This window comes from Pseudarthrobacter sp. TE3704, from assembly GCF_056279405.1.
Window position 1 is genome coordinate 594,552 of sequence record NZ_JBWCCJ010000004.1, and the last position, 17,725, is coordinate 612,276.

Below are 17,725 nucleotides of genomic sequence, written 5' to 3' on the forward strand. Positions count from 1 at the left end.
AGCCCGGCCTTCTTTGCTTTTCCTTCGGGCAGCTTTGGGGTCACACCAAGCTGGGCTGGCTCGACAAGATGTAGTCCACCGCCGCAGGACCGGTCATTGACAGCCCCGGCCACACCAGCTGGCCGCCGCGGACGTGCGGCTCAACCCGGGTTTGCCGGCGCATGGCGATCCACAGCGAGGCGCTGGCAATTGGCTCCTCGGCATTGAGGAAACACCAGCTCAGGTACAGCCCGTATACCTCGTCCTCGCGCAGGCCCGGCTGCTTGTCCGGGTCACGGGTGATGCATTCCGAAAGGAAACGGCGGCAATTCGGCACACTCATATCTGTAAACCTCCTGCTGAAGAACCCACGGACCCGGGTTTCAGCGCCGCGCGGCAGCGCGCGGCGACAGAACCTTGCAAGTAGTTCGGAGCCGGAACCCGGGCGGATGGGTGCGATATCAGCAGGTCTTCCTGACGCAGACCCGCAGTGCAAGGATTTCCTCATGAACAACAACACAAGCGGTAACGAAGGGACCCACGGGCAGCACCTGCACGCCCACACCTCCCCGACCACGCAACAGATGCGCACCGTCGGCCAGCGCCGCCGCGACGCCGAAGAGAAGTTGGAGCACCACCTCCAGGAAGCCCGCCACAAGGACGACGCCCCTAAGCCGGACGACGGCGGGACCTCCCCGGGCGCAACGGCGGACAAAGCGGACAAGGAAGAGCAGGGCACGGACAGCCGGACCTGAGGGCTGGCTGAAGCTAAGCCGGGACGGCAGCCGCCGTCGCTGACCGCGGACGGTGGCGCCGGCGTCGTCCGCTGTGGTGCTAACGTGACGCCTATGCACCTGAAGGCTTACCAGCGAAGCCCTGCCCCGCGCCGCCGGAGACAAAAGCCAAGTACGGTCCTTTCCGGCTACGGCCGGTCCGCCGCAGCCTTCCAGGAGCGGCAGCTGTCCACCCTGCAACGGCTGGTCCGGCGCTTGGTTCCCCGGCATCCCGCCCAGGTGATTGTCCTGGGCTTCGCGCTGGCGATTGCCGTGGGCACCGGCCTGCTCATGCTGCCGGTGGCCAAAGCCGGCGACGGCGGCGCGTCCCTGATGGAAGCCCTCTTCACGGCCACGTCCGCCGTCTGCGTCACCGGGCTGATCACCGTGGACACTCCGGTGTTCTGGAGCGGATTCGGGCACGCAGTCATCCTGGCGCTGATCCAGGTGGGCGGGTTCGGCGTCATGTCCTTCGGCACCCTCCTGGGGGTCCTGATGGCCCGCCGGCTGGGCCTGCGCTCCCGGATGCTGGCCGCCGCCGAAACCAAAAGCCACGGCTTTGGCGACGTGCGCCGTGTCCTGCTGGGCGTCTTCCTCATCACGGTCATCGTGGAAACCGCACTGGCACTGATCCTGATGCTGCGCTTCATGGTGGGCTACGGCTACCAGCCCTGGGAAGCGCTCTGGCACGGGGTTTTCCATTCCATTTCCGCGTTCAACAACGCCGGCTTCGCGCTGTACTCGGACAACCTCATGGGCTTCGTCAGCGACCCCTGGATCTGCCTGCCGATCGCCGGCGGTGTGATCATCGGCGGGGTCGGCTTCCCCGTCCTGTTCGAGCTGCGGCGGCAGTACCGGCCCGTTTTCTGGAGCATGAACACCAAACTGGTCCTGGTGGGCAGCGCCGTCCTGCTGGCCGGTGGCACGGCCTTCCTCACGGCCGCCGAGTGGACCAACCCCGCCACCCTGGGCGGGCTCCCGCCCGGCGACCGCATCCTGGGCGGGTTCTTCCAGTCCGTCATCACCCGCACGGCCGGGTTCAACAGCATCGACATCGCGCAGATGCACCCCGTGTCCTGGATGGGCATGGACATCCTGATGTTCATCGGCGGCGGCCCGGCGGGAACCGCCGGCGGCCTGAAGATCACCACCTTCGCCGTCCTGTTCTTCATCCTGGCCACCGAACTGCGCGGCGGCACCGCGGTGAACATCTTCGGCAAGCGGCTCTCCCGGGCCGTGCACCGCCAGGCGATCACGGTGGTGCTCCTGGCCATCGCGCTCATTGTGGGCTCCACGATGTTCCTCATGCTGATCACCGATTTCGGGCAGGAGCGGATCCTCTTCGAAGTGGTCTCCGCCTTTGCCACGGTGGGCCTGTCCACCGGTATCACCGCCGGGATGCCGCCGGCCGGGCAGGTGGTGCTGATCCTGCTGATGTTTATCGGCCGCCTTGGCCCCGTGACCCTTGGCACCGCACTGGCCGTCCGCGGCCGACCGATTATGTACGAATACCCGAAGGAAAGGCCCCTCATTGGCTAAGGACTTGTTCTCCCGCAGAGCCGGGCGCGTGGCGCAGGCGGATTCCGTGGCTGTGATCGGCCTGGGCCGGTTTGGTGGTTCGCTGGCACTGGAGCTTGAAGCCCAGGGAACCGACGTGCTGGGCATCGACAGCAACGAGGAAATCGTGCAGTCCTACAACGGCCTGCTCACCCACGTGGTCCGCGCCGACTCCACGAAGGAGGAAGTCCTGCGGCAGCTCTCCGTCCACGAGTTCGACCGCGTGGTGGTGGGCATCGGCACCGACCTTGAGGCCAGTATCCTGACCACCTCGCGCCTGCTGACCTTCAAGCACCCGCAGATCTGGGCCAAGGCCATCAGCGAACCGCACGCCGAGATCCTGGGCCAGCTGGGCGTCGCGAACGTCATCCGGCCCGAGCACGACATGGGCAAGCGGGTGGCGCACCTGGTCCGCGGGTCCATCCTGGACTACGTGGAGTTCGAGGACGACTTCGTGATGATCCGCACCCAGCCTCCCTCCGAAGCACGCGACCGGCCGCTGGGGGTGCTCGGGCTGCGGGACAAGTACGGCATCACCATCGTGGCAGTGAAGCGGCCGGGGACTGCCTGGACCCACACCACGGCGCAGACGGTCCTCTACGACGACGACCAGATCATTGTCCAGGGCCCCAAGAACCTCGCCGAGGGTTTCAGCACCATGGCCTAGGGTCTTTCGGTGGTTGAGCCTGTCGAAGCCCTCGGGCTTTCGACAAGCTCAACCACCGGTTCGTGCCCCTGGCGCTTTCCGCAGGGCCAACCATGTGTGGATTGCACCCACCACGAGAATTACGACGGCGGCGAGCAGCGGCGCGGTTGCTCCGACGGTGTCGATGAGCCCACCACCGGCCAAGGCACCGAGCATCATGGAGCCCTGGATGGCAGCGACCAGGATTCCGCCGCCACTCTCGGCGTGCGCAGGATAGGTTGCCGCCAGCCACGTGGACCACCCGACGGCTACCGTTCCTGTTGCGAAGCCCCACAGGGCGATCAAGCCGAGAGTGATGACTTGTGACCCGCCCCCAAACATAAAGAGCAATGCCAGGAAAATCGCCTGGGCTCCGGCCGAACCGGTAAGGGCAAGCCGGACACTCCGCTTGAGAAAAGCCGGAGCGGCAAGGGTGCCGAGGAAACCCGCTGCACCAAACACGAGCAGGGCAAACGCCACCCCGTTGGTATCGGCGCCTCCCACAGCCTCCAGGAACGGCCGCAGATAGGTTGTGAACGTCTGCTGGCCGCCGAAGAGCAGCACCACTCCCAGCATTCCGGCCATAAGGCCAGGCAAGCGGAAGGCGACTCCAAGGCCCGACGATGCAGCGGCCGCGCGCGAGGGCAGCGGGGGCAAGGTCAGCGCCAAGGCGAGCACGGCGACGGCAGCAAGCCCCGCGGCGGCGAAAAACACACCCCGCCAACCGATGAGGCCGCCCAGTAGCGCGCCGATGGGCGTAGCCGCGACCATCGCCACGGACCCGCCGCCAAAGATGATCGACAGCGCCCGCGAAACCCCCGTAGCCGGAACCAGCCTCAGGGCCAGCGAAGCCGACAGGCCCCAGACGCCGCCCACTGTCAGTCCCAGCAGAAGGCGCGCCGCCAACATGAGCCCTGCATTTGGTGCCAACGCGACCACCAGGTTCGACAACACCTGTGCTGCAGCCACCACCAGCAGCACGGTGCGCCGGTCGAACCGGCGTGTAAGCGGCCCGACCAGCAGGCTGGTGGCAATAGCCAGGAGCGCCGTGGCCGTCACAGACTGGCCGATCAGCCCTTCACTGGCGCCCAGGCTGTTGGCCATCGGTGTCAGCAGGCTGGCCGGGAGCATTTCCGATGTGTTGAGGGTGGTCACTGTCAACGCCAGTGCCCAGACGGCACCCCAGGCAGGACGCTGCGGCGCCTGCTCTCTTTCAGCAGTAGCTGCGGGCGCAATCGCTCCTACAGGCATAGTTACTCCTTGTTCTGGATAAGTGGATACAAGTTATCCGGTTAAGAGATTAGCAGAAGCGGATATTCTTGATCCACTTGTAGAATGGCCGTATGACGGACCAGACAATGCGGAAGGACGCCGCGCGGAACCGGGAGCGGTTGCTCGCCGCCGGCCGGGAACTCTTCGCGCAGCGGGGGTTCGATGCGACGCTCAACGATGTGGCCCGGCATGCAGGGGTCGGCGTCGGAACTGCATACCGGCGCTTCGCGAACAAGGATCAGCTGATCGACGCGATCTGGCTGCAGCAGATCGACGAACTGGAAGCCATCCTGAACCAAGCACTCGCCGACCCCGACCCCTGGCAGGGACTGGTGTATTACCTTGAGCGGTCGCTGGCGGTCCAAACGCGTGACCGCGGGATGGCCCAGATGCTTTCGGGCCGCCGCCTCCGGCCTGAACAGCACGACTGGCAACGCGACCGCCTCGCCCCGCTGGTCAACCAGGTGGCGGACCGGGCGCGTGAGGCCGGCAAACTCCGCGCCGACGTCACAGGAACGGATCTGGTCCTGCTGCAAGTGGGACTCGCCGCCATTTCCGTGACAGTGCAGGACGGGGCGGCGGCCGGCATCCGGGACGATGTGGGAGAGCTCCACCGGCGGTATCTGTGGATTGCCCTGGACGGGCTGAGCACTTCACCTTCGGAAAGGTCAGTGCTCCCGGTTCCCGCTCTAAGCACCCTGGAAGCGCACTCGCTCCTTCAGGGGCGCGGGCAAGGCTAAGTTTCCGGGCGGTTAAGCTGGCAGGATGCCTGACCTTGCCGCCCTGGTGCCCACCCTCGTGGCCCTCGCCATCCTGGTGGCACTCACGGTGGCTGTGCTCTGGGGCTCGCGGACGCCGTCGTTCGTTGCCCCGGCCGTTGCCATCCTCCGCGGGGCGGCGCAGCTGGCCCTGATCAGCCTGGTGCTGGGCGGCATCATCAACGATCCTCTGTGTGTGGCGGTGGCGCTGCTGGTCATGTTCACGGTGGCCGTGGTGACGGCAACCCGCCGGCTCACATGGTCCCGGCGGCGGTTCGCGGCGGTGGCCGCGACCATGGCGCTGGGGATCCTGGTGACCTTGGCTGTGGTGTTCGGCACCGGGGCGATCGAGTTCACGCCGCGGTATGTCCTGGCGTGGGCGGCATTGTGATCGGCAACTGCATGAGCATCGCCGTACTGGCCGGGCGCCGGTTCTTCGAGGCTGTGCGGGACCAGTGGAGCGAGGTGGAAGGCTGGCTGGCACTGGGTGCGCAGCCGCGCCGCGCAACCCTCACCCAGGCCCGCTTCTCCGTCCATGCCGCCCTGATCCCGTCGATCGACCAGACCAAAACCACCGGCCTTGTCACCCTCCCCGGCGCGTTCGTGGGTGCGATCTTCGGCGGTGCATCACCTCTGGAAGCGGGCCGGTTCCAGGTGGTGGTGCTGGCGTCCATTATGGCGGCGGGCTCCGTCACCGCCGTCGCGCTGATCCGTTCCCTGCGCTCGGTGAAGATGCGCCCGGAACCGCTCTGAAACTGCAACGCGGGGTCACTCCCGGCCCAATAAACCGCCCGCGGAGGGCATTGAGTGACCCCGCGTTGCTGGTTTTATTGCGGTGCGGTAAGGAAGGCCCGGATCTCGTCCGCCATCCGTTTGGACTGCGTCCAGTGCAGGTAGTGGTGGCCCTCGATCGGCACAACCTGATGCCGCCGGACGTTCTTCAGCAGGTTCTCGGCCGCTGCGGTTTTGGTGGCCGTTGAATCGGAGCCTTCATCGGCAACAAACGCCAGGACGGGGAGGTCATCCGGGTAGGTGACTCCCCGGAGGGCCGCCGCGTTGTTCGCAATCCGGGCTGTTTCGTCGGCAACGGCGGGGTTGCCGTAATTCCAGCTCACCATCATGCGCATCCGGCGCAGTTCCTCGTCCGTATAGGCGTCGCTGTCCGGGTCAACAAAGCCCGGGGCCAGCGCGGCAACCCCGCGGACCACGCCGGTAACCGCCAGTGCCCGCTCCACGTTGATGCCTGGCTGCGGGTCTTCAACCGGCCCGCTTCCGGGCTTGGGAATCGTCGCGTCAATGCCGATCACGGCGGACACCTCCGCGGGGTACCGGTTGGCGTAATCCAGCATGTAGAAACCGGCGATGGAATGCCCTGCCAGGACATAGGGCGGCCGGACCTGGAGCTTTGCCAGTGTGTCGTGAATCTCGGTGCTGATGTTTTCGTTGGACCGCACGGGGGCTTCGAGGTCGCTGTAGCCGTAGCCGAACCCCTCCACCACAATGGCGTCGAAGCCGCCGAGCTCCCGCATCAACGGGGCGAAGTCAAGGCCGGGAGCCGGAGTTCCAAGGCCACTCAGAAGAACGATCGGCTGGCCCTGGTCCCCGTTCCGGACCACATTCAGGCTGCCGCCGCTCACCGCGACCCGCTCACCGTACGCTGGCGTGCCCGACTTCTCCCTGGACTCCAGGATCAGGTTAGCCACCGTAGACAGCAGGATCAGCCCCAGGACGATGAGCGCGGCGATACCGGCCCGGCGCAGCCCGCGCCGGGGCTTCTTCCGGGACCCGGTATCCGTCGCCACGTTCTAGAGTTTAGGCCGGCTTCGCGAAGGTGGCCGCGCTCATGATCTCGTACCCCACGAACGTCTCGTCGCCTTCCACCCAGGCGTCGTGGCCGGCCGGAATGGTATACGCGTTTCCGGGAGTTATGGTGGTTCGGGTTCCGTCTTCCATCTCTACGGTGAGGGTTCCGGCGGCGCAAATTCCCACGTGACTAACCTGGCAGCTGTCCGTATGGACAACGGTCTTGACCGTCTCCGACCACTTCCATCCGGGCTGGAAGGTAAACCGGCCAAGGGTGGTGTCACCGATGTTGACCACGTCCACCTCGGTCTTCGGCGGGCGCCGTTTTTCATCGGGCTGGTCGAAGGACTTCGCTTCAAGGGTTCTGACAGTAACGGCGGCCATTTCATTCTCCTGACAGGGAGGGATTGCAACTGTTCGTCCGGGGCGCTGAGACATCTCCAGGAGGGATTGGTTGGCCGGCCTACCGAGGCCTTGAATGCCCGCCAACGCTGCAACTAGCGCTATCAGCGTGCGCCCGGGCACAGGCACTGGTCAATACGTGGCACTCCCCCTTCCCGAGATGGGGGTCGGGCCGGTTCAGGATCCTTCTGCCGGTAACCCCACGGTGCAGTCGGCGGCGTCGTTCACCACGTCTTCCAGGTCCCCGGTGCGGTGCAGGACCTCCAGCTGCCGGACGGCGCCGGTGCCGGTCTGCAGCAGGTCGTCCACCAGCTCCTCCACCCGCTGCAGGTCACCGCTGTCCTCCAGCGCCCCATGGATATGGTTCAGCAGGGAATTGACGACGGCGAGCGCCGGCACAGGGCGGTGCGAGTGCGGGTCCAGCAGTTCCCCGCGCAGTCCCCAGCGGCTGGCCTTCCAGCCCGCCAGCCGGATCAGGGCCGACGGCGCGCCAACAGGCTCTTTGCCTTCCCGCCACTCCCGCGCGGCGGTCTCCACCAGCCCGCGGGCGATGCCGGCCAGGAGCACGGTGTTCTGGGGCCGCAGGCACACGTCCGCGATGCGGATTTCCACCGTGGGATAGTGCCGCGAGAGCCGGGCGTCGAAGTAGACCATTCCCTCATCCAGCGCGACGCCGGTGCTCACCATGTCATGCACCAGCTGGTGGTAGGCGTCGGCTGAGCCGAGGATTTCCAGCGGGCCGGCGGACGGCCACCGGTTCCAGACCTGCGAGCGGTAGCTGGCGTACCCGGTGTCCTCGCCGTGCCAGAACGGGGAGTTGGCGCTCAGCGCGGTCAGCACCGGCAGCCAGATCCGGATCCGGTCCAGGACGGCCACGCCTTCCTCCGGCGAGTCAACCGAGACGTGGATGTGGCAACCGCAGGTGAGCTGTTCCCTGGCGGTCAGCCCGTACTCCTCGGCCATGGCGGCAAAGCGCCGGAGCCGTACCGGGTGCGGGTCACAGGGCAGCGGTGATGTGGCCAGGGCGGCCACCCGCACCCCGACGTCCTGCGCTGCCCTGTCCGCGATGGCCCGGCCGGCGATGATGTCCGCCTCCAGCGAGTCCATGGTGGAATGCGGCGGGGTGACCACCTCGATCATTTCCTGCTGGAACTCCGCGGTGAGGACCGGCCCGGAACTCGATTCCATCGGACGCACGTACAGGTCCAGGAGCGCGCCGGCCATGGGCACGGGCTCCCCCTTGCCGGGGTCCACCAGGAGCAGCTCCTCCTCTATCCCGAACGTCCGCACCCGTCCGGCACCGCCGGTACCGCCGGTACCGCCATTGACCGCACCGGCGCTCCCTGTACCGTCGCGAACGGTGCGGTCATTGCCTGAGGTGTCCATCGCCGTCGTCCTTTGCTCGTTGCATCTTTGCAAGCTCATCCCAGAAGCAGGCCTGCGTCACGGCGCCGTTCATCAGGACCTCCAGGCTGACGCTCTCATCGCTGTCGTGCCAGTGGTCCTCCACAAGCCCGGTGCCGAAGAACAGCACCGGCGCCTGCAGCACGCGGCCAAGCAGTTCGGCCGGTCCCCCGCCGGCGTTCCCCATCCGCCCCACCTTGCCGCTGTGGAACCCCACGGCCATGGCCCGCTCCAGTGCGGCGACGGCGGGGTGGTCCGGAGTGCGGTACGGCTCCTGCGCCGTTTCCAGGTCCGGCGTCAGCGTGTGCCCGAAAGCGTCCCCGATGGTGTTTTCCACCCACTGCCGCAGCTGGTCAGCCACCTTCTCCACCCGCTGGCCGGGCACGGTCCGGAAGCTCAGGTCCGCCGACGCCACGGCCGGCACCGCGGCACGCGACACACCGATGGGATCGCCGGCGATGATCGAGGTGACTTCGACGGCGGGACGCAGCCACAGCCGCTCCAGCGGCGTGTACCCCTTCTCGCCAGTAATGGCGCCGCTTTCGGACCGCTTCAGCCAGTCCTCGTCGCTGTAGGGAAGCTCCGCGAGCGCCTGCCGAAGGTCCTCCGGAAGCGGCTCGACGTCGTCGTAAAACCCCGGAATGGCGATCCTGCCGTCCGCATCGTGCAGGAGCGCCAGGAGCCTGGCCAGTTCGAAGGCCGGGTTGGGGGCATTTCCGGAGACAGCCCCGCTGTGGACGTCGCGCTCCGGCCCGAACACCTCCAGGCTGGCGCTGAGCATGCCGCGCAGGCCTACACAGAGGGCGGGGTGGTCTTCGTGCCAGAGGAGGGTGTCGGAGAAAAGTACGACGTCGGCCTGGAACCTTTCCGTCTGTTCCTCCAGGAGTGCCGCGAGATGCGGGGAGCCGCCTTCCTCCTCGCCCTCGACGATGAACTTGAGGTTGACGGCGGGCGCGGGCCGGGCGGGGTGTGCCTGTGCAGGGGAAGTGGAGTGCAGGAGCGTTTGGTTTGTGGCGTCCAAACGTGAGAGAGCGTGCGGGTTTTGGCGGTCAAAGGTGAGAGAGCGTTGGTGCAGGTGGGCGCGGATGCCCCAAAGGTGCGCCAGGACCTGGGCCTTGGCGTCCGAGCTTCCCCGCCCGTAGAGCCTGCCTTCGCGGACCACCGGTTCGAACGGCGAGGTCTGCTCCCAGTTGTCCGGCTTGACCGCGCGGACATCGTGGTGGCTGTAGACCAGGACGGTGGGAGCTCCCGGCGCCTCACACCACTCCGCGCAGACCGCGTGAGACTTTCCCGTGGGCTGCACGTCAACCACGGGGAAGCCCGCCTCACGGAAGGCGGCAGCGAGCCAGTTCGCGGAGCGGAGCAGGTCCCGCTGGTGCTCCGGCACACCCAGGATGCCCGGAACGCGCACCCACTCTGCCAGCTGCTTCTCAATGCTGCTGTGATGGGAGCGGAGGTAGGCATGCAAGCGCGCGCCGCCGTCGTACTCCTGCCTGTCCATACCCGCCCCTCCCGCTATTCCAGCCGGTTCATTGCGGCATCACCGCGGCTGGGAAGGGTTGGTGGGCACCCCCTGCGACGGCGGGTTGACCGGTGGTCCAGGCACTGACGGGCTTTGCGGGGACACCGGCTGGCCGGTGTTCACCTCGGGTGTGCCGGGGGTCCGGGGGCCGCTGGGAACGGCACCGCCCTGAAGATCCTGAAGCCTCTTCTCGAGGATCTGCAGGATGGGCAGCCGGTTGCCGTGCGCCTTCTCGTAGCTGACCAGCTGCGCCACGTCCGCTTCCTCCAGTCCGGAGATGCGGGTGGGGAGTGTCCCTACGGGCAGGTGGTCGTAGTCGGGAAGGGGCAGGTCCTTGTGCTGGGGAACATCGTTCCGGGATGCGTCATTCATTGTCCGGGCTCCTTAGGCTAGTGAGGTGAGCAAGTCAGCGCAGGCCTGTTCGCAGCGCCGGCACGCTTCGGCGCAGACCTGGCAGTGGTCATGCATGTCGGCGTGCCGTTCGCATTCGTCCGCGCAGGCCCGGCAGGCCGTGCGGCAGGCCTCCAGCAGGGCGCGGGTGGTGGCAGGGTTGTAACCGGTGCGCCGGGACAGCACCATTCCCGTGGCGGCGCAGATATCCGCGCAGTCCAGGTCGGTGCGGATGCACGTGGCAAGGTCCGCCACCATGTCCTCGGCCAGGCAGGCGTCAGCGCAGGCGGTGCACGTCTGGGCGCACTCAAAGCAGGCGCTGATGCACTCGGCAAGCCTGGTCACGTCGATGTCACCGAGGTCCTTGGGATACGTGTCAATCATGGACCGTATGTGGGTCATGCCTTTTCTCCTCCTTCCCCCTTGATCAGCAACGGTCAGGACTTAGTAAGTACACTTACTTCTTTCACGGTACCGGGATTGCGGGACTTGGTACAGAGGGCGGACTCCCCCATCCGGCGGAGCGTGGAACGTCAGGCGGTGGGCCCGGTTACCGTGGCGCGCGGCCAGGCCCGCTGCGGGGCGGGTTGCGGGTCGTTCGCCAGGTGCTCGTATACCAGTTCCAGCACCTCCGAGGCTCTCTTGTTCAGCCGCCGCGATTCCTCCAGGGCCCGGTCCAGCCGGGCCACCTCCGCCCGCAGCTCGGCGATGTCCGCCGCAGCCACGGCCAGCCGCAGATTGATGTCATCCACCGGGTTCAAAGGCTCATTCAAAGCCTCACTCAGGGGTTCATACACGGCACTGCCCTTTCAGTCGATGGGTGGGTACGGCTTCAGTTGATGGGTTGGTACGGCGGAATGGTGATGGCCGCTTCCTCAAGCCGGCGCCGTGTTTCTTCGGCCGATATCGGCGTGCCGAAACTCCGGTACTTGCCCACCGGAACCACTGCCGTGACCGGGGTGCGGCCGTGGATGCGCACCAGGTTGAAGGACCGCGCACCATCCCGGCCCTGCATCGCCCCCGCGGGAATCGCCAGATCCTGGGTGTAGCTGGTGGACGCGGCCACGGACACAGGGATGTTGGCGAACGTCGAAAAGAGGGAGCAGTGCGTGTGCCCGGAGAGTATGCCGATCACGTCGCTGCCCTCAAGGACCTGCGCCAGGCCCTGCTGGTTCCGGAGCTCGGACAGCACCGCGAGGTCCTGGACCGGGGGCACCGGCGGGTGATGGAGCACCAGGAGGGTGCCGTCGTCGGCCGGCGATTCCAGCTCCTTCGCCAGCCAGCCCAATTGATCCTCGTCGATTTCCCCATGGTGGAAGCCCGGGATGGAGGAGTCCAGGACCAGCACCCGCAGGCCGCCCAGGTCATACCGGCGGTCCACCGGCCCCGGCCGCGGCTCCTCGTCCAGCATGATGCGCTGGAAGTTGGAGCGGTCATCGTGGTTACCCATAGCCCAGATGATGCGCGTGCCTATCCGCTCGGCGTAGGCGTCGCAGACGGTCTTCAGTTGCCGGTACGCCTCAATTTTGCCCTTGTCCGTGAGGTCCCCTGAAACGATAATGGCCGCGGGCTGCATCCTGGTTCCCTCGATGGCATCCAGGACCTGCACCAGCCCCAGTTGCGGATCCATCTCCCCGTACAGCAGCCCCTCCGCGACAAAGTGCGGGTCGGTGATGTGGACCAGCACGTGGTTGGGTGCGGGATATTCCGCCTGGAGGATCTGCATCAAAGGCCTTTCAGCTGGTCCCTATACGGCGGTGGCAACGCATGAGGATCCGCTGACGGGCTCTGCTTGCCGCCGAAATGAACAACATAATAAGCACGCTTATGAAACCGGGGGAAGAGCTTCGCGGCGACGCGCCGGTGCTCGCCGGTGTGCGCCCCGGAAATACCGGGAATTAGCGAACACTATTGGGTCTTTTTGATTGGGCCACGCGGGCTTACGGTAGACCCACGGAGCCGCCCGTCCGGGGTGGCCGGCCAAGGAGGACTTTCCAATGACAACGCACGTCGCGGACTGCAGCGTAACGAACTGTTCCTTTAACGACCACACCAACTGCAACGCCGCCGCCATCACCGTGGGCGGCGCCGAAAACCACGCCCACTGCGCCACGTTCATCGAGACCGGCCTGCACGGCGGTCTCCCCAAGGTCCTCGCCGACGTCGGAGCCTGCCAGCGGAGCGAGTGCATCCACAACGACCATCTGATGTGCAATGCACCTGAAGTCCACGTTGGCCCCGGCCGGGACAACGCCGATTGCCTCACCTACTCGCACGCCTAGGACAAACTGGCCGAAGGCTCCGGAGCGCCCGGGCGGCATCGCCCCCGGGCGCTCCGCTGCTGCCCGGCACAGCCATGCGGCGTTCAGCCGCTGCCACCAGCATCCGCCATCCACCTGCTGTACAAACCCCTGCCACCGCGAGTAAATTCGGAATGTGACGGGAATCATGGCCCGTCCTCCAGGCCACCTCTGCACAGGCCTTAGGAGCAGCTGCTGTAGCCCAACGGCGGCACATTTGCAGAAGCGAAAGATCCATACCGTGGCGACATCGCATTTCCAGCAATTCCTAGAAGAAGCAACCGTTTTCGATCCCTCCAGCGATTCCACGCTGGGACCTGACTGCCTTTACGGCCTGTACGTCAGCTGGGCAACACTTCACGGCATGACCCCAAAGTCCGATCAGGCCTTCCGCGCCGGCATGCACCGGTGCGGGGTGGATGTCCACAACAGCCGGCTGCACATGACAGGCCCCGCCGCTGCCGACTACATCCTCAGCAGCTACCCGGCGGTGGCATGATGTCCATTCATCCGGACCGCTACCGCCCCCGCAACATCCCGGACGTGCTGGTCTATGACGGGCAGTACATGCACTGCGGCGAGCCCATGGCTGCCGCGGGCGCCGAAATGCGCAGCATCCGCGGCAGCTACAACAGCAGGCAAATGCCGGAGACGCTGAGCGTCTACCTCGCCACCAGGGTGCTGCGCTGCGCCTGCGGTTTCCAGATGGAGATCCCGGACCAGAACCCCGCGGTGTTGGAATGACCAGGCTCCCCCTGGATGATCTGACCGCGACCATCGCGCGCATCCGGGGACTGCTGCTCACGGAGGAGAAGGTGGACCGTGCTGTTTCCCTCCTGGCCCGGGCCATCAAGGAATCCATGCCGGGCAATCCGGGCACCGGAATTTCGCTGATGGACGCCGGGGGAAAGCGCACCAGCAACGCCTCCACCGACGCCCTGGTGGAGCAGACGGACGCTGCCCAGTATTCGTTGGGCGAAGGTCCGTGCATCACGGCGTGGGCGTCGGAAAAGGTGGTCATCGTTGACGATGCCCACACGGACGAGCGCTGGCCGCGCTGGCGGGACGCGGTCCTCGGGATGCCGGTCCGCTCCGTGGTGAGCACGCCACTGATGGCCGGGAAGGAAACGCTGGGAGCGCTGAAGATCTACTCCGCCCTGCCCGGGCAGTACGACGAGTCCACCGGCCGGGTCCTGAGCCTGTTCGCCGGCACGGCCGCCACTCTCCTGGCGCACATCCAGGGCAGCGAAGCGCCGCTGAAGATGACGGAAAGCCTCAAGGCCACGGTGTCCAGCCGGGACCTCATCAACCGCGCCTGCGGCATGCTGATGGAGCGGCACGGCGTCAGCCACGACCAGGCGATGCAGGAATTGATCAAAAACGCGCGGGCGGCAGATGCCACCCTGGTTGAGGTCAGCGAACAGCTGGTCACCAGGGTGCCGCCTGCGGAACGGTAAGGGGTGCAGCCGTGGGTTTCGATCCACATGAGCCGGAACAGCGCAGTCAGCTCAAGGACGCCTTGTCCGCGGCTGACATTACTGTGGGCGAGTTGTGGCTGCGCTATTTCAGCATGAGCGGCAGTGCAGGCGAATACGAGGTCCATGCCTACCTGCAGGGCCTCATTTCCCTGCCCGTCACCCAGCGGGACCTGCTGGCCCTTGCCTGTAACGAGATCATCGGCGAGACGCCGCCGAGGTATGCACCGTACGCGGACCAGATGCACGGCGTTGAGCCGGACGACGTCCCTTCAGGTGAGGTACGACGGCGGGAGGCGCCGCCGTCGTAATCACCCCTTCGCGTCACACGTCGAAGTGGGTGGTGACCGTGGGGTTGTCCGTCACCGAGGCGATGACCGTTGCCGCAAGGTCGCGGAGCTTGATGTTGCGTGTGCTGGAGGCGCGCTTGAGGATGGCCATCGCTGTTTCCTGGCTGCAGCGGTTCTGGGCCATGATGGCGCCGGCGGCGAGGTTGATGGTGGTGCGCGACACCATGGCTGCGGCGAGGTCGTCCCGGGCATCGGTCAGCTGGGCGATGCGGAGCGCCAGCCTCAGCGACGAGCTTCCCTGGACGGCAAAGCTCTCCGCCCGGCCGATCGCTTCACCGGAGAACGCGTGCCTGCGTGCCGAATAGAGGTTCAGGGCCGCCTGGAACTCGCCGCCGCCCGGGAACGGCACTGCCAGCATGGACCCGAGCACGTTGTGGTTTACTGCGGCCACATACTCCGGCCACCGGTGTTCGGTCTCCAGGTCCGGGACGTGGACTGTGGCGTTCTCCCGGAGGGCTGACAGGCAAGGCCCGTCATTGAAGGCGTACTGGATCTCATCCATGGCGAGGGCACGCGCATCGCTGCTGCCCGCCGTCGCAGCCTTCTTGCGCCGCACTACCGTGACCGAGCATGAGGCGTCCTGCGCGGAGGACGAAAGATCGGCGGCAGCAGCCACCGCAAGTTCGCGGAGGAAATCCTCCACGTGGGAGCTGCTGAGCACCAGATCGTCCAGATGCACGCGGATTGATACGGCAGTTATGTTTTCAGCCATGGCAGGCTTCCTGGTCGTGCCCTGCGCGTGCCGCCCCCACGGGCCAAAAGCCGGGACCGTCACCGCCCGATACCGGGCGGCCCTTCCAGCCTACGCCCCATAAGTGGTCCTGCACCCGCCCTGCTCCCCGCGACTACGGCCGCCCTGAACGGGTACGGGATTGTTAACCGTCCCCACCAGCCGAGGCAGGCATCAATGACTTCCCTTCCCAGGGCCAGCGTCCGTGACACTGCAGCGTTCCTGCTGGACGTGTTCATTCCGACAGCGGCAAAAGGTCCCCTGCTCCGCCGGCCCCGTGTTGAGGCGTTGGCCGAGCGGCTGAAGCTGGACCAGCGGGCGGTCCGGCGGATGCAGGAGCTGGACCGGAAGTATCCGCAGGGCCCGCTGCTCCTGCGGCTGCCCGTCCGGAACCAGGCCGTAATCCTGCGGCCCGGGCATCTGCACGCCGTCCTGACACAGTCGCCCGATCCGTTCTCGCCCGCCAGCAGCGAAAAGCGCGGCGCCCTGGCCCACTTCGAGCCGCGCAACGTCCTGGCCTCCACCGGCGCCGAGCGGACGGTCCGCCGGGCGCTGCACGAGCAGGCCCTCGACACCTCCAGCCCGGTGCACCGGTTCGCGGACACCCTCCTGCCGGTGGTCCGGGAGGAGGCGGACGCCATGCTGGCCGCGGCCCACGCCAAGGGCGTCCTGGACTGGGACGTGTTCAGCCGGTGCTGGCAGCGTGCCGTCCGGCGCATCGCCTTTGGTGACTCCGCCCGTGATGACCAGGAGCTGACGAAGATGCTGGCCAGGCTGCGCAAGGATGCCAACTGGTCTGTGCTCAGGCCGCGGCGCTCAAAGCTCCGGGACGGGTTCCTGCGGCGCGTCCAGGAACGGATAGACACCGCGGAGCCCGGCAGCCTGGCATCTGTCATGCGCAGCAGGCCGGAACCTGATGCGGCTGCGCCACAAGACCAGGTGCCGCAGTGGCTGTTCGCGCTGGAGACATCGGGGATGGCGGCGATCCGCGCCCTGGCCCTGCTGGCAACGCATCCCAACCAGGCACTGTTGGCTTCGGAGGAAAACACCAACGACAGCACCGGAGGCAGACACCTCCCCTTCCTGCGGGCCACGGTGCTCGAGTCCGTGCGGCTGTGGCCCACCACGCCAATGATTTTGCGGCAGACCACGCGCGAGGTCAGCTGGGACACCGGAACCATGCCCGCGAAGTGCGGGGTCCTGATCTTCGTCCCGTTCTTCCACCGGAACCATCACCGCCTCCCGCAGGCCGACCGGTTCGACCCGGCGCTCTGGCTCCGCGATGACGACCAGGAGGACTGGGGCGTGATCCCCTTCAGCGCCGGACCGGTCAGCTGCCCCGGCCGCCAGCTGACCCTGCTGCTCACCAGCGCCCTGCTGTCCTGCCTGCTGAAGGACACCTCGTTCGCCTTCCAGGACGGTCACCGGCTGTCCCCCGGCCGGCCCGTGCCGGGAGAGCTCAATCCCTATTCCCTGCGGTTCACTCCCGCCGTCAGGGCAGGGGATTAGGGCGGGGCACGACGGCGTAGCGCCGGTTCGCCAGCACCGGCACCCGGCTGCGCACCTGCTCCAGCCGGTCCCCTCTGAGGTCCGCCAGCACCAGCCCCGGCTCCTCGCCTGCGTTGGCGATGACCACCCCCGCCGGGTCCACCGCCACGGAGTACCCGGTTGCCAGCGGGCCCGCCTGGTTGGCGGCCAGGACGTAGGCCGTGTTCTCGATGGCACGTGCCTTGAGGAGGGTGGTCCAGTGGTCCTCCTTGCCCGGTCCACGGATCCACATCGCCGGAACCAGCAGGACGTCCGCACCGCCATCTACGGCCGAACGGGCGCTTTCCGGAAAACGAAGGTCGTAACAGGTGAACGCGCCGAACCGGAAGCCGCCCAGCCGGAACACCAGCGGCTCCCCGGGGTTGCCCGCCGAAATTCCATCGCTTTCCCGGTAGCCAAAGGCATCGTAGAGGTGGACCTTGCGGTAGCACCCGAGGAGATCGCCACTGCTGTCCATGGCCACCAGGGTGTTATACGGAAGCCGGCCCGGCCCCTTCTCGTACGTTCCCACCACCACCGCGATCCCGTGCCGCTTGGCCTGGGTTGCGATGGCAGAGACGAACGGCCCGTCCAGGTCCTCCGCAACGGCGGCTACCGCGCCTGCACCCCCGCTGGTGGCAAAGAGGCTGGACTCGGGGAGCACCACCAGCTCCGCCCCCGCCCCTGCAGCCGACTCGATCAGCAAGCCCGCCGCCGTCGTATTTTCAGCGGGGTCCGTACCTGCGCTGAACTGCCCCAACGCCACCTTCATGGCTGCCACTCCTGCCCGAAAACCAT

At 66.7% G+C, this 17,725-nt stretch carries 22 protein-coding genes and 1 pseudogene; 11 read left to right on the forward strand and 12 right to left on the reverse strand.

The features are described from left to right. Positions 1-40 precede the first annotated feature (40 nt). On the reverse strand, positions 41-322 hold the full coding sequence (locus ACZ9BC_RS13925) for a hypothetical protein (protein WP_476246417.1): 282 nt from the start codon (positions 320-322) through the stop codon (positions 41-43). 163 nt (positions 323-485) lie between these two features. On the opposite strand from ACZ9BC_RS13925, the gene ACZ9BC_RS13930 reads away from it, so the two are divergent. From ACZ9BC_RS13930 to ACZ9BC_RS13940, 3 genes are all read left to right on the forward strand, one after another. Beyond that, positions 486-734: a hypothetical protein gene (locus ACZ9BC_RS13930; RefSeq protein ID WP_476246418.1), complete on the forward strand. Its 249-nt coding sequence runs from the start codon at positions 486-488 to the stop codon at positions 732-734. A gap of 93 nt (positions 735-827) precedes the next feature. After that, positions 828-2,291, forward strand: a complete 1,464-nt coding sequence (locus tag ACZ9BC_RS13935; RefSeq protein WP_476246419.1) for a TrkH family potassium uptake protein — start codon at positions 828-830, stop codon at positions 2,289-2,291. Then, on the forward strand, positions 2,284-2,976 hold the full coding sequence (locus ACZ9BC_RS13940; RefSeq protein WP_476246420.1) for a potassium channel family protein: 693 nt from the start codon (positions 2,284-2,286) through the stop codon (positions 2,974-2,976). The genes ACZ9BC_RS13935 and ACZ9BC_RS13940 overlap by 8 nt, the downstream gene beginning before the upstream one ends. Positions 2,977-3,024: 48 nt before the next feature. On the opposite strand, the gene ACZ9BC_RS13945 is transcribed toward ACZ9BC_RS13940, so the two are convergent. After that, entirely contained in the window at positions 3,025-4,245 is a 1,221-nt protein-coding gene (locus ACZ9BC_RS13945) for an MFS transporter (protein WP_476246421.1), read from the reverse strand. 92 nt (positions 4,246-4,337) lie between these two features. On the opposite strand from ACZ9BC_RS13945, the gene ACZ9BC_RS13950 reads away from it, so the two are divergent. Continuing rightward, a complete protein-coding gene (locus tag ACZ9BC_RS13950) occupies positions 4,338-5,006 on the forward strand; it encodes a TetR/AcrR family transcriptional regulator (protein ID WP_476246422.1) in 669 nt (222 codons plus the stop codon). A gap of 25 nt (positions 5,007-5,031) precedes the next feature. After that, positions 5,032-5,777, forward strand: a pseudogene (locus ACZ9BC_RS13955) (ABC transporter permease). A gap of 74 nt (positions 5,778-5,851) precedes the next feature. Here the strand turns inward: ACZ9BC_RS13955 and ACZ9BC_RS13960 are convergent. The 8 genes from ACZ9BC_RS13960 to ACZ9BC_RS13995 form a co-directional block, all read right to left on the reverse strand. Further along, positions 5,852-6,826, reverse strand: coding sequence for an alpha/beta fold hydrolase (locus ACZ9BC_RS13960; protein ID WP_476246423.1), 975 nt, complete (start codon positions 6,824-6,826; stop codon positions 5,852-5,854). A gap of 10 nt (positions 6,827-6,836) precedes the next feature. After that, positions 6,837-7,211, reverse strand: coding sequence for a cupin domain-containing protein (locus tag ACZ9BC_RS13965; protein ID WP_476246424.1), 375 nt, complete (start codon positions 7,209-7,211; stop codon positions 6,837-6,839). 195 nt (positions 7,212-7,406) lie between these two features. Beyond that, positions 7,407-8,615 carry a carboxylate-amine ligase gene (locus ACZ9BC_RS13970; RefSeq protein WP_476246425.1) on the reverse strand — a complete coding sequence of 403 codons (1,209 nt, stop codon included), beginning with the start codon at positions 8,613-8,615 and terminating at the stop codon, positions 7,407-7,409. Then, positions 8,596-10,134 (reverse strand): M20/M25/M40 family metallo-hydrolase, encoded by a 1,539-nt coding sequence (locus tag ACZ9BC_RS13975; protein WP_476246426.1) that lies wholly within the window; start codon positions 10,132-10,134, stop codon positions 8,596-8,598. Before ACZ9BC_RS13975 ends, ACZ9BC_RS13970 begins: the two co-directional genes overlap by 20 nt. A gap of 39 nt (positions 10,135-10,173) precedes the next feature. Next, positions 10,174-10,527, reverse strand: a complete 354-nt coding sequence (locus ACZ9BC_RS13980; protein WP_115525385.1) for a DUF8129 domain-containing protein — start codon at positions 10,525-10,527, stop codon at positions 10,174-10,176. A gap of 12 nt (positions 10,528-10,539) precedes the next feature. Beyond that, entirely contained in the window at positions 10,540-10,947 is a 408-nt protein-coding gene (locus ACZ9BC_RS13985; protein ID WP_115525386.1) for a four-helix bundle copper-binding protein, read from the reverse strand. Positions 10,948-11,078: 131 nt separating this feature from the next. Beyond that, on the reverse strand, positions 11,079-11,342 hold the full coding sequence (locus ACZ9BC_RS13990; RefSeq protein ID WP_147294384.1) for a hypothetical protein: 264 nt from the start codon (positions 11,340-11,342) through the stop codon (positions 11,079-11,081). A gap of 35 nt (positions 11,343-11,377) precedes the next feature. Continuing rightward, positions 11,378-12,271 (reverse strand): phosphodiesterase, encoded by an 894-nt coding sequence (locus ACZ9BC_RS13995; protein ID WP_476246427.1) that lies wholly within the window; start codon positions 12,269-12,271, stop codon positions 11,378-11,380. 271 nt (positions 12,272-12,542) lie between these two features. Between ACZ9BC_RS13995 and ACZ9BC_RS14000 the strand changes: the two genes are divergently transcribed. The 5 genes from ACZ9BC_RS14000 (at position 12,543) to ACZ9BC_RS14020 (ending at position 14,631) form a co-directional block, all read left to right on the forward strand. Further along, positions 12,543-12,827 carry a DUF1540 domain-containing protein gene (locus ACZ9BC_RS14000; RefSeq protein WP_079598736.1) on the forward strand — a complete coding sequence of 95 codons (285 nt, stop codon included), beginning with the start codon at positions 12,543-12,545 and terminating at the stop codon, positions 12,825-12,827. Positions 12,828-13,086: 259 nt separating this feature from the next. Continuing rightward, on the forward strand, positions 13,087-13,344 hold the full coding sequence (locus ACZ9BC_RS14005; RefSeq protein ID WP_476246428.1) for a hypothetical protein: 258 nt from the start codon (positions 13,087-13,089) through the stop codon (positions 13,342-13,344). Next, the gene (locus ACZ9BC_RS14010) at positions 13,341-13,589 is read left to right on the forward strand and encodes a hypothetical protein (RefSeq protein ID WP_476246429.1); all 249 of its coding nucleotides are present in this window, start codon (positions 13,341-13,343) and stop codon (positions 13,587-13,589) included. Before ACZ9BC_RS14005 ends, ACZ9BC_RS14010 begins: the two co-directional genes overlap by 4 nt. Then, positions 13,586-14,302: a GAF and ANTAR domain-containing protein gene (locus tag ACZ9BC_RS14015; RefSeq protein WP_476246430.1), complete on the forward strand. Its 717-nt coding sequence runs from the start codon at positions 13,586-13,588 to the stop codon at positions 14,300-14,302. Before ACZ9BC_RS14010 ends, ACZ9BC_RS14015 begins: the two co-directional genes overlap by 4 nt. Before the next feature lie 11 nt (positions 14,303-14,313). Then, positions 14,314-14,631, forward strand: coding sequence for a hypothetical protein (locus tag ACZ9BC_RS14020; RefSeq protein WP_476246431.1), 318 nt, complete (start codon positions 14,314-14,316; stop codon positions 14,629-14,631). A 13-nt stretch (positions 14,632-14,644) separates the two neighbouring features. Here the strand turns inward: ACZ9BC_RS14020 and ACZ9BC_RS14025 are convergent, their stop codons facing one another. Beyond that, the gene (locus ACZ9BC_RS14025; protein ID WP_476246432.1) at positions 14,645-15,382 is read right to left on the reverse strand and encodes a GAF and ANTAR domain-containing protein; all 738 of its coding nucleotides are present in this window, start codon (positions 15,380-15,382) and stop codon (positions 14,645-14,647) included. Between the two features lie 195 nt (positions 15,383-15,577). On the opposite strand from ACZ9BC_RS14025, the gene ACZ9BC_RS14030 reads away from it, so the two are divergent. Beyond that, entirely contained in the window at positions 15,578-16,909 is a 1,332-nt protein-coding gene (locus tag ACZ9BC_RS14030; protein WP_476246433.1) for a cytochrome P450, read from the forward strand. Here the strand turns inward: ACZ9BC_RS14030 and ACZ9BC_RS14035 are convergent. After that, a complete protein-coding gene (locus ACZ9BC_RS14035; RefSeq protein WP_476246434.1) occupies positions 16,893-17,699 on the reverse strand; it encodes a carbon-nitrogen hydrolase family protein in 807 nt (268 codons plus the stop codon). The genes ACZ9BC_RS14030 and ACZ9BC_RS14035 overlap by 17 nt on opposite strands. Positions 17,700-17,725 lie beyond the last annotated feature (26 nt).

Bases quoted from the DNA above. Each gene is read 5' to 3' on its own strand.
- ACZ9BC_RS13985 (WP_115525386.1), bottom strand. From the start codon at position 10,947: ATGACCCACATACGGTCCATGATTGACACGTATCCCAAGGACCTCGGT.
- ACZ9BC_RS13950 (WP_476246422.1), top strand. From the start codon at position 4,338: ATGACGGACCAGACAATGCGGAAGGACGCCGCGCGGAACCGGGAGCGG.
- ACZ9BC_RS13925 (WP_476246417.1), bottom strand. From the start codon at position 322: ATGAGTGTGCCGAATTGCCGCCGTTTCCTTTCGGAATGCATCACCCGT.
- ACZ9BC_RS13945 (WP_476246421.1), bottom strand. From the start codon at position 4,245: ATGCCTGTAGGAGCGATTGCGCCCGCAGCTACTGCTGAAAGAGAGCAG.
- ACZ9BC_RS14015 (WP_476246430.1), top strand. From the start codon at position 13,586: ATGACCAGGCTCCCCCTGGATGATCTGACCGCGACCATCGCGCGCATC.
- ACZ9BC_RS13965 (WP_476246424.1), bottom strand. From the start codon at position 7,211: ATGGCCGCCGTTACTGTCAGAACCCTTGAAGCGAAGTCCTTCGACCAG.
- ACZ9BC_RS13935 (WP_476246419.1), top strand. From the start codon at position 828: ATGCACCTGAAGGCTTACCAGCGAAGCCCTGCCCCGCGCCGCCGGAGA.
- ACZ9BC_RS14010 (WP_476246429.1), top strand. From the start codon at position 13,341: ATGATGTCCATTCATCCGGACCGCTACCGCCCCCGCAACATCCCGGAC.
- ACZ9BC_RS13995 (WP_476246427.1), bottom strand. From the start codon at position 12,271: ATGCAGATCCTCCAGGCGGAATATCCCGCACCCAACCACGTGCTGGTC.
- ACZ9BC_RS14035 (WP_476246434.1), bottom strand. From the start codon at position 17,699: ATGAAGGTGGCGTTGGGGCAGTTCAGCGCAGGTACGGACCCCGCTGAA.
- ACZ9BC_RS13975 (WP_476246426.1), bottom strand. From the start codon at position 10,134: ATGGACAGGCAGGAGTACGACGGCGGCGCGCGCTTGCATGCCTACCTC.
- ACZ9BC_RS13970 (WP_476246425.1), bottom strand. From the start codon at position 8,615: ATGGACACCTCAGGCAATGACCGCACCGTTCGCGACGGTACAGGGAGC.
- ACZ9BC_RS14000 (WP_079598736.1), top strand. From the start codon at position 12,543: ATGACAACGCACGTCGCGGACTGCAGCGTAACGAACTGTTCCTTTAAC.
- ACZ9BC_RS14025 (WP_476246432.1), bottom strand. From the start codon at position 15,382: ATGGCTGAAAACATAACTGCCGTATCAATCCGCGTGCATCTGGACGAT.
- ACZ9BC_RS13930 (WP_476246418.1), top strand. From the start codon at position 486: ATGAACAACAACACAAGCGGTAACGAAGGGACCCACGGGCAGCACCTG.
- ACZ9BC_RS13980 (WP_115525385.1), bottom strand. From the start codon at position 10,527: ATGAATGACGCATCCCGGAACGATGTTCCCCAGCACAAGGACCTGCCC.
- ACZ9BC_RS14030 (WP_476246433.1), top strand. From the start codon at position 15,578: ATGACTTCCCTTCCCAGGGCCAGCGTCCGTGACACTGCAGCGTTCCTG.